At 41.9% G+C, this 9745-nt stretch carries 10 protein-coding genes; 4 read left to right on the top strand and 6 right to left on the bottom strand.

Going from position 1 to position 9745, the window contains the following annotated elements:
• The first annotated feature begins 449 nt into the window (after positions 1 to 449).
• Positions 450 to 1247, top strand: a complete 798-nt coding sequence (locus ACFOU2_RS16145) for an MBL fold metallo-hydrolase (RefSeq protein ID WP_377916865.1) — start codon at positions 450 to 452, stop codon at positions 1245 to 1247.
• A 459-nt stretch (positions 1248 to 1706) separates the two neighbouring features.
• Here the strand turns inward: ACFOU2_RS16145 and ACFOU2_RS16140 are convergent, their stop codons facing one another.
• On the bottom strand, positions 1707 to 1937 hold the full coding sequence (locus tag ACFOU2_RS16140; RefSeq protein WP_377916863.1) for a hypothetical protein: 231 nt from the start codon (positions 1935 to 1937) through the stop codon (positions 1707 to 1709).
• A gap of 460 nt (positions 1938 to 2397) precedes the next feature.
• Between ACFOU2_RS16140 and ACFOU2_RS16135 the strand changes: the two genes are divergently transcribed.
• Complete coding sequence (locus ACFOU2_RS16135; protein WP_377916861.1) at positions 2398 to 3057, top strand: FMN-dependent NADH-azoreductase; 660 nt, start codon at positions 2398 to 2400, stop codon at positions 3055 to 3057.
• Positions 3058 to 3222: 165 nt separating this feature from the next.
• Here ACFOU2_RS16135 and ACFOU2_RS16130 read toward each other — a convergent pair whose 3' ends face one another.
• Positions 3223 to 3858: an FMN-dependent NADH-azoreductase gene (locus tag ACFOU2_RS16130; protein ID WP_377916859.1), complete on the bottom strand. Its 636-nt coding sequence runs from the start codon at positions 3856 to 3858 to the stop codon at positions 3223 to 3225.
• A 378-nt stretch (positions 3859 to 4236) separates the two neighbouring features.
• Here ACFOU2_RS16130 and ACFOU2_RS16125 point away from each other — a divergent pair, with 378 nt between their 5' ends.
• Together ACFOU2_RS16125 and ACFOU2_RS16120 are read left to right on the top strand one after the other, a co-directional pair.
• Positions 4237 to 4410: a hypothetical protein gene (locus ACFOU2_RS16125; RefSeq protein ID WP_377916857.1), complete on the top strand. Its 174-nt coding sequence runs from the start codon at positions 4237 to 4239 to the stop codon at positions 4408 to 4410.
• Positions 4411 to 4416: 6 nt separating this feature from the next.
• Positions 4417 to 4626, top strand: a complete 210-nt coding sequence (locus ACFOU2_RS16120; protein WP_377916855.1) for a hypothetical protein — start codon at positions 4417 to 4419, stop codon at positions 4624 to 4626.
• A 62-nt stretch (positions 4627 to 4688) separates the two neighbouring features.
• Here ACFOU2_RS16120 and ACFOU2_RS16115 read toward each other — a convergent pair whose 3' ends face one another.
• The 4 genes from ACFOU2_RS16115 to ACFOU2_RS16100 form a co-directional block, all read right to left on the bottom strand.
• Positions 4689 to 4811, bottom strand: coding sequence for a hypothetical protein (locus ACFOU2_RS16115; RefSeq protein WP_377916853.1), 123 nt, complete (start codon positions 4809 to 4811; stop codon positions 4689 to 4691).
• Positions 4812 to 5084: 273 nt separating this feature from the next.
• The gene (cstA, locus tag ACFOU2_RS16110) at positions 5085 to 6878 is read right to left on the bottom strand and encodes a carbon starvation protein CstA (protein WP_377916851.1); all 1794 of its coding nucleotides are present in this window, start codon (positions 6876 to 6878) and stop codon (positions 5085 to 5087) included.
• Positions 6879 to 7207: 329 nt separating this feature from the next.
• On the bottom strand, positions 7208 to 7954 hold the full coding sequence (locus ACFOU2_RS16105; RefSeq protein WP_377917022.1) for a LytR/AlgR family response regulator transcription factor: 747 nt from the start codon (positions 7952 to 7954) through the stop codon (positions 7208 to 7210).
• Positions 7932 to 9710, bottom strand: a complete 1779-nt coding sequence (locus ACFOU2_RS16100; RefSeq protein ID WP_377916849.1) for a LytS/YhcK type 5TM receptor domain-containing protein — start codon at positions 9708 to 9710, stop codon at positions 7932 to 7934. Before ACFOU2_RS16100 ends, ACFOU2_RS16105 begins: the two co-directional genes overlap by 23 nt.
• Positions 9711 to 9745: the final 35 nt, after the last annotated feature.

Below are 9745 nucleotides of genomic sequence, written 5' to 3'. Positions count from 1 at the left end.
CTCGTTTGTGGCAGTCCCCTTATTGTTTGAGCAACCTGAAACGATGAATAAAGCCAGGATGAAAATGAATAGTCCAACCATAAATTGTTTGATTCTGGAATAAAACATGCGCTCCTCCACTCCTTTTTCCCTTTTTTAAAAGTATTTACCCAAGGAAACTTTTTGCCCGAAAAAAGAAAGGATTTCATAAGAAAATCTTCTTTACACATTATGGTTTGAGAAAAGATATGTGCTTGTATATCACCTTAATTTCGAAAGAGACAATAATTTTTTACCGATAAAAACTTGTTTCCTCAGGTAAACTTTTTTCACTTATTATAAATTACTCACCTGAATCGTTCAATATGATTATTTTCCCTTTTTGATGCTTACATTCGGCGGGAATCTTAGGGCAGGTTAAACATGAAGGTGTGGGATTTTACACATACTAGGAGAAAAAGGAGGAAGCGATGGTAAATACGATTCGATTTCATGTGGCATCGGATATTTTGGGATTAAGAACCTTTATTGCCAATGTTTATTTTATCGGAAAAAAAGGCGCAAAATCTGGTGAATGGGTACTTGTGGATGGGGGGATTTCACTTGGAGCTTCCCGCATCCTAAGAACGGCCCGTGAGCGCTTCGGCAAAAAAAGCCGACCGAAAGCCATCATTTTAACACATGGACATTTCGATCATGTCGGGGCATTAAGTGCTCTTGTAAAAGAGTGGAAGGTTCCCATTTATGCGCATGAACTTGAAATTCCTTATCTCACGGAAAAAAAGGATTATTTTCCGCCTGACCCGAGTGTAGGCGGTGGCTTGATGTCGCTTCTTTCCCCTTTCTTTCCGCGCCGTGCTGTGAATTTAAGTGATCATATTAAACCGCTGCCGCGTGAAGGCTCCATTCCGTTCTTGCATGAGTGGCGCTATATTCATACGCCTGGACATACAGAAGGACATCTCTCCCTTTTTCGGGAGTATGACCGCATCCTGCTTCCGGGTGATGCCTTCATTACGGTCAAGCAAGAATCTTTCTGGGCGGTTCTTTCCCAATCAAAACAAGTCCATGGGCCGCCTGCCTACTTTACGACGGACTGGGACAAAGCAAGGGAATCGGTGAAACGTCTCGCCTCCTTGCACCCTGCCATTGCAGCACCAGGGCATGGACTGCCAATGAGCGGTGCCGAATTGAAAAATCAACTAAATGATTTAGCCGAATATTTTAATGAACTGGCCGTTCCCGAACAAGGAAGATATGTCCACTAAGAAAAGCGAAGAAAGCCCGTTTAAACCGATAGGATGTTGGAGCTTCTGAGAAGGAGTCGCTTTTTGACTCCGCAGGAAGAAGTGAAACAGCCGTACGGTTTGGCTTTCGCAGCTGGACACCAAGAAAAGCGAAGAAAGCCCGTTTAAACCGATAGGATGTTGGAGCTTCTGAGAAGGAGTCGCTTTTTGACTCCGCAGGAAGAAGTGAAACAGCCGTACGGTTTGGCTTTCGCAGCTGGACACTAAGAAAAGCGAAGAAAGCCCGTTTAAACCGATAGGATGTTGGAGCTTCTGAGAAGGAGTCGCATAGACAGCTAAAGACGTTTTTACTGAAAGGACCCGGCAAGAGAAATCCCACAAAACCAAGGATTTTTCGGCCGGGTCCTTTCAGTGGGATGGCTCAAGCGGTATGCCCTTTATATCGTTTGAGCCATCCTCTTTTTCTTGCTTTGCTGCCTCTTAATCGAGAAGCAGGAATCTCATCTTTTTATTCCGCTCTTCTCTTTCTTCCTCTTCTGCTAAGTCATATTTTTTTAATAAATGGAACATTTCATTTAAATCTTCTTGCGTTCGCTCCCGATTCAAAAAGTCGTCAAACAATGCACAAACGTCTTCTGGCAGCCACTCCATTTGGGACTCGAATTTTTTTCGAACGTCTTCTTTTGAATGATCAATATTACATTTTCCCATGTTAGGTCACCTTCCCGTTACTAGATATCCCATATTATATATAAAAATCTACCTATTTTCGACCAAATTTAATTTTTTAACCTCTGTCACCGGTCCTTCGCCTTTCTATTTTTTCAGCTTGAACGAGCTTACAAAGGTTCTCTCGTATAAGCGGCTGACAAGAACCCGTAAGGGAGATTGTCAGCCGCTTATGCGTAAAAAATTGAACATGAGAGCGTTTTTTCTCAGGTTCAATTCTTTATGTGGATTCATATAGATAAATGGTTTAAAGATGGGAACTTTTGTTTCAGCCAATCTCTTTCCGGGTAAAGCCTCCATACAAAGATTTTTTTAATTTCCATTCTATTTTACGAGTGATCACTGACTGATTCTTTTAAATCGCTTGAACATTTAAAGCAAAAATAAATATCCCTATGCCTGACAAATACTTTATTACTTTAACATAAGGAGAGGAAAATGAATGGCTGAAAAAATATTATATATCATCGCAGATCCAAATAATCGGGAAAACTCTTTTACTTCAGCTATTGGACGAGCTTTTTTGGATGAATACAGAGCGACGAGCCTAGAAAGCGATATCGTAGAAATTGATATTTATCAAATGGATGTTCCTTTTATAGACTTAGACGTCTTAAAAGCCCGGGAAAAAATGCAATTGGACGAGACCTCTGACACATTAACGGACAATGAGAGAGAGAAAGTTTCAACCATTCATGACTTAAGAAAGCAATTTCTCTCTGCCGATAAGTATATTTTTGTCACTCCTCTTTGGAATTGGACTCTTCCTCCAAAACTAAAGGCCTATATCGATATCATCCTGATGAACGAAAAAGCTTTTGACTGTCATGAGGGGGAACTCGCTGACCTGCTAAAAGGAAAAAAAGCAATTCATATTCAAGCAAGGTGTGGACTGACTCTTGAAGGATCAGATGCAGAGGTCGAATTTGGGGATCGTTATTTAAGATTCATCATGAACCTTATGGGTGTTCACATGTCTAATTCAATCATTATAGAGGGTGAATCGTACCTGCCTGGTGAAGTTAATGACGGAATACTTGCAGCCGTTGAACAGGCCAGAGAGTCTGGCAGAGAGTTTGCTGAAGAAAACTCTGAAGGATAAACGAAAGTAAATGAATCGGGAAGGCTGCCTTTTTCTAAACAGCCTTCCCGATTTTTTGCTAGCTTGCGCATGCATGATATGAGTGACATCGCAAATTGTATTGCTCCATTGCCCTTTATTCAAAATACTTCCCGCCATGTATGGAGTCTGTCTTACGTTGCGTGCTTAGAAAGTTTTTGCCAATTCTTGTGCCTGGGCGATTGCCTTCTCTTTAATCTCCTGTGCCCGGTCCGGAAATTGGTTATGTCCCTCAACAAACAGTCCTTCAAAAGAAGGAATACCGAAAAACTGCATGATAATTCCCAAATAACGGTGACCCATTTCCATGTCAGCTGCCGGTCCTTCGGAATATATGCCGCCTCGTGCTTGAATGTGCAATGCTTTTTTATCCGTTAAAAGGCCGACTGGACCTTGTTCTGTGTATTTGAACGTTTTTCCGGCCGTACAGATGGAGTCAATATATGCTTTCATAATCGGCGGGAACGAAAAATTCCACATTGGTGTGACAAATACATACTTGTCAGCAGCAACAAACTGATCCGTCAATTGTGACAGGCGGCCAACTTTTTCTTTTTCTTGTGCAGACAGCTGATCAAATGCTGTTCCTGAGCGAAGCTTCCCCCATCCGCTGAATACGTCGGCATCAATGTGCGGGATGTTTTCTTTATATAAATCAAGGTAAATCACTTCGTCATTCGGATGTGATTCTCTGTATGACTCTATAAAAGCTTTCCCCGCTGCCATACTATAGGACTGAGTTTCATCGTGCGGATGGGCCGTAATATAAAGAACAGTTGCCATGATTTAAATCCTTCCTTTCTTTCTCTCTTCACATAATCATACTACCTTTTTAGGTTGCGTTCGTTTTTTCTTGCTATTCATGTTAATTACAAGCAGGAAAGAATGGCTTATGATTATTTGTCCGTTCTTTAAGACCGTTCGAAAAAGACAGGAAAGATTTACACTCGCTCAAAACGATATGACATTCTAAAGACAAATAATATGTGATTCTATACATTTAACCCCGTTAATTTAACAAAAAAATCAACAATATTCTTTAAACGAGCTAATAAAAAAGAGCATCCGGCTGCTCTTTCTTCACCTTGTATACGTCATTTCCTCATACTTCCTCTCATTTTTCTTCACAACCCTCACAATATAATGATGGAGGTGGTATTTATGCCAGACAACGATTTTAACGCACCCAGAGATACTGAACAAGATATTACCAACTATCCCGATTACCCTAATTTGGGCAATGCAAGAAGGATAAACGAATATTACCCGGGTTTGGATAATTTGCAACCTATAAGAGAGTTAAATATGCCTGATATAACAAGCGAACGGAAGTGATTTTTTATGCCAAATCAAGATCATAAACCACCAAGAATATCTGATAATTATGCTGGCGGCAGTTCTTGGAATGACGCAGATTATTTAGATACAGGTGCAGTTCCGCCAGCACAGGCTAGAGAAAGTTTACAAAGACCAAATTCAATATTAAATCGTGGTATGGAAATAGCCGGCAATTCAATTGCAAACCGTGAAGGACTGAGCAATAGGATTTAATAAAAGGCTCTGTTCTTAGTTGATTTTTTATCAAAGAAAAAAGATCGATTAGCGGTCTTTTTTTATGCCTTCTTCAACGCTCCCGTTAGCCAATCATGCCACACTCCGAAGCACCACAGATGATGGAATATAACCCGGTCAATTTCATCAGGATTGTCTACAGGTGCTCGACCCTCCGTTTTCACAGGTTTTCCTTCTAAGTTTTCTGGAAGATAGGATACAAGAAAATCAACATCATTAACAGAGCGATTAAAATAAATGTGGCGTTAAACATGTAGTGATAAAAGTAATCATAAAACCATAAAAAAAGGTACATCAAGCATATTGTTGATGTACCAACAAATTAATTTGTTTACCAACATATTGTCGTCGTTTAAAAACCCACTAAATATCCAGGAAATCTAAAATGAGTTCTTGTCCCTTATAGATTCAGTGTTACATATTATCGCCTGTTTTTATTATGCTGTTTTTGCTCCAAGCTGAACTTCCGGCTTATTCCAAAGCTTGATCCACTTATTGATGGCTGTAACCATTATGACAACTCCCAGGATCAGCATGATAATGGATAAAGCAGCATTTAAGACGCTGTAACCGGCAGCTTCCGGATTTAAATAAACGTTTTTGACCATCCAATAACCTGCATAGTTTACCGTTACATATAAGTAAGCGAGAGGTACAAGGCAGGTTAGGACATACCGGCGCTTATCAGCAATCTTCAAGATAACAGTTGCTCCGATAATCAATCCGATGGATGCCATTAATTGGTTCGATACACCAAAGAGTGCCCATACAGAGCCAATGTCTCCTGAGAATAGTAAATATCCCCACATGAAACATGCCAGTGCACTAGCGAAAATGGATCCCGGCAGCCAATCGACTTGTTTCAGCGGTTTATAAAATTCGCCGAAGAAATCTTGAATAAGATAACGGGAAACACGTGTACCTGCATCGATGGCCGTTAAAATGAAGACGGCTTCAAACATGATGACAAATTGGAAAAAGTAGGATGCCAGCTTACTGAACCAAGGAATCTCTGTAAAAATATACGTCATTCCAACAGCAAGGGTAACGGCTCCTCCTGTTCTTCCCTCTAAATCCAATCCGATTTCTTTACTTAGCTGTGGAAGATGCTCTACGTTCATTCCTAACGTTTTGAATACTTCCGGAGTGGAGTTGATGGCGAAATAATCACCAGGCTGCAATGCTGTTGCAGCAATAAGGGCCATAATGGCAACTAAACATTCGACAAGCATGGCTCCAAAGCCAACAGCCTTAATGTCGCTCCAGCGATCAAGCATTTTTGGCGTTGTTCCCGAACCGACAAAAGCATGGAATCCGGAAATCGCACCGCACGCAATCGTAATGGAAATGAACGGCCAAACAGGACCCGCTAAAATGGGACCGCCGCCATTGATAAATTCCGTTACAGCAGGGAATGGAATGGCAGGGTTTACAATAAATACACCAACAATGAGCGCAATGAAAACACCAATTTTCATGAAACTGCTTAAATAATCACGAGGTGCGAGCAACAACCACACCGGCAGGGCCGCTGCAAAGAATGCATAAATCGGCAATATAAGTGCGAGCGTTTTCATATCAAGCGTTAACCAATCACCGATAACGGTATTTTGAATAGACGGACCAGCGATGATCGCAATCATAATAAGGATAAATCCAACGATGGAAGCCGCTTTTAAATTTCCCGTCTTTTTATGATACAGGCCAACTCCCATTGCAATCGGGATGGTAATTCCTACTGCAAATGTTCCCCATGGGTTATGTTCCAGGGCGTGTAATACAACCATGGATAAACCCGCCATCGTAATGGTAATAATGAATAACATCGCTAAGCCTGTACAAAAACCTGCTACAGGGCCCAATTCTTCTTTTGCTACTTCTGATAATGATTGACCGTTTTTGCGCATAGAAGCGAACAACACGACCGCATCATGGACAGCGCCTCCAATAACGGCCCCTATCAATAGCCATAATAAACCTGGCAAATACCCGAATTGCGCCGCTAAAATCGGTCCTACAAGGGGACCCGCTGCAGCGATGGCAGCAAAATGGTGACCGAATGAAACCCAACGGTTTGTCGGTACATAATCTTTGCCGTCTTCTAAAGTATGAGCAGGCGTTGGTTTTGAATCATCTAATTTCAATACTTTGGCTGCCATAAACGTTCCGTATAAACGGTAGGCAATCATTAGTATACACATAGCCCCAATCACAATTGTAACCGCATTCATTTTTGTGACCTCCCATAACCTTCTATTTTGTAACATCATCATACTAAATGAAAACGCCATCATTCAGTTTTCAAGATAGAATGCAAAATTCAAATGATGAGTTACAAGAATACGAGGGTGAAATACATCTGGCAATACCTCTATGAAAAAACGTTAGACATGTAAAATGGGGATGACTCAAAAGGCAGAAAACCATACCTTTTGAGTCATCCCCCTGAAAGGATCCGATACGTGAAATCACGTACAACCAAATATTTTTCTGCCGGTTCCCTTTTAGCAAAAACGTTTCTGGCTATCTATTCTAAGCCTATGCGACAGCCCGATTGAACTTAAAATCCAAGCAGTTGTTTCAACTCTTTAACATATGTCCGACTGACCGGAACCTTCGATTTGTCTGTCATGATTAAATTATATGTTGAATTAAACCATGGCTGGACTTCCGAAATATGATTGATATTTACGAGAAAGCTCCGATGAACCCGCATAAAACTGGCACTATTCAACTTCTTTTCGATCGTGACAAGGGATTCCCCAATCTTATATTCAGAGTCCCCCGTTTTAATGACAGTCTTTCCTTCTACAGAGCCTACAAAAATAATAGACGGTATATCTACTAACACGATCCGTTCTTCTACCATTACCGCTATTTTACCAGTTTGTTCAATCGGGATTCTGACAGATACAGGAGCTGCTGCAGCTTCTTTTTCGCCAATCGTTTGCATCCTTGTAATTTTCTCCAAGGTTTGCCGGATGCGCCTTTCATCAAACGGTTTTAAAATATAATCAATGGCATTCAGTTCGAATGCTTGCAAGGCATATTCATCATAAGCCGTTGCAAAGATGATGGCAGGTGTATGGTCAAATGACAGCAATTGTTCTGCCAGCTTCAATCCGCTGTCTTCAGCAAGTTCGATATCTAAAAAAACCAAATCCGGAGCGGAAGAACGGATATCATCCAATGCATCTTCTATACATTCCGCCTCTCCCACCACTTCCACCTGCTTCGTTCTAAGCAGGAGATATTTCAATTCATCCCTTGCCAATGGTTCATCATCAACGATGAAAGCTTTCAACATCATTCTCATTGACTCCTTTTTCACCTAGAGGTATGGTAATTTGCACTTTCGTTCCTTCTCCTTCCTTACTTTCAATAGAGAAGCGGGCTTTTGAACCATAAATTCCTTCCAGGCGTTCTCGTATATTATAGAGGGAGGTTCCCGTTCCTTCTTTGGATTGTACCGTTTCCCGTCCCAGTGTCTCGAGCTTTTCGTTTACAACTCCCTTTCCGTTATCTTCCACCGCTATACAGAGGCTTTCTCCCTTTTTACAGGCACTGATCAGTATGTCGCCTTGTTTTTTAGTACGCAAAAAGGCATGGCGAACGGCATTTTCTACGAGCGGCTGCAATGTAAACGGCGGAATACACACCCTTTCAAGTCCTGGCTCAATCTGAAAAACAACATGATACTTATTTGGAAAGCGGGCTTGTTCTAAATGTAAATAAGCCCTGACATGTTCCAATTCTTTTTCAAGCGGAATGACCATTTGACGAGCCCCTTGTAAATTACTGCGGAAAAATACGCTGAGTTCTAATAAAAGCTTTCTTGCCTTCTCGACATCTGTCCGGCACAAGGCTGAAATCGTATTAATCGCGTTAAACAAAAAATGGGGGTGAACCTGGGCTTGTAATGCCTTGATTTCCGCATCCTTAAGCAGCTTGCTTTGCAACTCTGCTTCTGCCAGTTCCAACTGAGTGGAAAACAGCTTTGCCAATCCTTCAGCCAGTTCTTGCTGAACATGACTCAAACGACTCGAGTTTGTAAAATAGAGCTTTAGTGTTCCAACCGTTTTTTGGTGCACTTGTAACGGAAGAACGACGGCCGCCTGCAAAGGACAATGTTCATGAAAGCAAAAGATCTCGTCCTTTGATCTAGCTGTAATGACTTTCCCCTGCTCCAGCACTTTTTTCGTTAACCCTGTCGCTAACCCTTGCATCGGAATATGATGATCGGAAGCGGCCCCAACATGGGCTAACACTTGCCGGTGATCCGTGATCGCCACTGCATCCGCTTCTGTTAGCCTTAACATAATGTCCGCTACCTTTTTACAGGATTCGGGGTTTAGCCCCTGACGGAAAAAGGGAAGTGTTTGATCGGCAATGAAGAAGGCTTTATGCGTTTGTAAAGCACGTGTTCGCTCTTCTTCCCTTAAAATCGTTTGAATGATAAGCATAAATAACAGCGTACCAAAACCATTGATGACAATCATGGGAATACCGATTATCTTCACGAGCTCCCATGCTATTGCAAACGGTTTCGTCACCAGCAAAATAATTCCCATTTGCACCATTTCCATCAATACACCGACAGCAACGGCAAACCATGGAGTAATCGGCCTTTGCTTTCTATACCATCTGCCGATATACCCCGCCGCTGCTCCAGCCAGAATAGAGGAGATGGCACAAGCGCCTGCCGTGAAACCTCCCAGCGTATAGCGGTGCAGTCCTGCAATCATGCCGACCCCAAATCCGACAAGCGGCCCTCCAAGCAGTCCGCCAATGCCAACTCCCATAATTCTCGTATTGGCAATCGCGCTGTCCGGACCGACGGCCATCAGCCATGTTTGCTCAACAATCGACCTATGATGAATTTCAATCCCGGTATAGTTGCTAATGACTCCAAATATTCCGAAAACGGCAATCAGCAGCACTTTCCCTGTTAATCCATGCTCAGTTTGGACGATTTGCCGAAAAGATTTCGACTGTGAAAGCAGGAAGGCCACAATGACAAGTATTCCAACTCTTTCTAACATTAATGGCAATAATGAAATCACTGACTTCACCCTTTATTTTAATCTTGTTCCATATT

This window comes from Bacillus songklensis (assembly GCF_042649685.1).
In the GTDB taxonomy this organism is placed as follows: domain Bacteria; phylum Bacillota; class Bacilli; order Bacillales; family Bacillaceae_H; genus Bacillus_BA; species Bacillus_BA songklensis.
This window is presented reverse-complemented; position numbering and strand designations above follow the sequence as displayed.

What these genes read in the sequence shown, in the direction of transcription:
- ACFOU2_RS16145 (WP_377916865.1), top strand. Translation starts at nt 450, where the DNA reads ATGGTAAATACGATTCGATTTCATGTGGCATCGGATATTTTGGGATTA.
- ACFOU2_RS16140 (WP_377916863.1), bottom strand. Translation starts at nt 1,937, where the DNA reads ATGGGAAAATGTAATATTGATCATTCAAAAGAAGACGTTCGAAAAAAA.
- ACFOU2_RS16135 (WP_377916861.1), top strand. Translation starts at nt 2,398, where the DNA reads ATGGCTGAAAAAATATTATATATCATCGCAGATCCAAATAATCGGGAA.
- ACFOU2_RS16130 (WP_377916859.1), bottom strand. Translation starts at nt 3,858, where the DNA reads ATGGCAACTGTTCTTTATATTACGGCCCATCCGCACGATGAAACTCAG.
- ACFOU2_RS16125 (WP_377916857.1), top strand. Translation starts at nt 4,237, where the DNA reads ATGCCAGACAACGATTTTAACGCACCCAGAGATACTGAACAAGATATT.
- ACFOU2_RS16120 (WP_377916855.1), top strand. Translation starts at nt 4,417, where the DNA reads ATGCCAAATCAAGATCATAAACCACCAAGAATATCTGATAATTATGCT.
- cstA (WP_377916851.1), bottom strand. Translation starts at nt 6,878, where the DNA reads ATGAATGCGGTTACAATTGTGATTGGGGCTATGTGTATACTAATGATT.
- ACFOU2_RS16105 (WP_377917022.1), bottom strand. Translation starts at nt 7,954, where the DNA reads ATGTTGAAAGCTTTCATCGTTGATGATGAACCATTGGCAAGGGATGAA.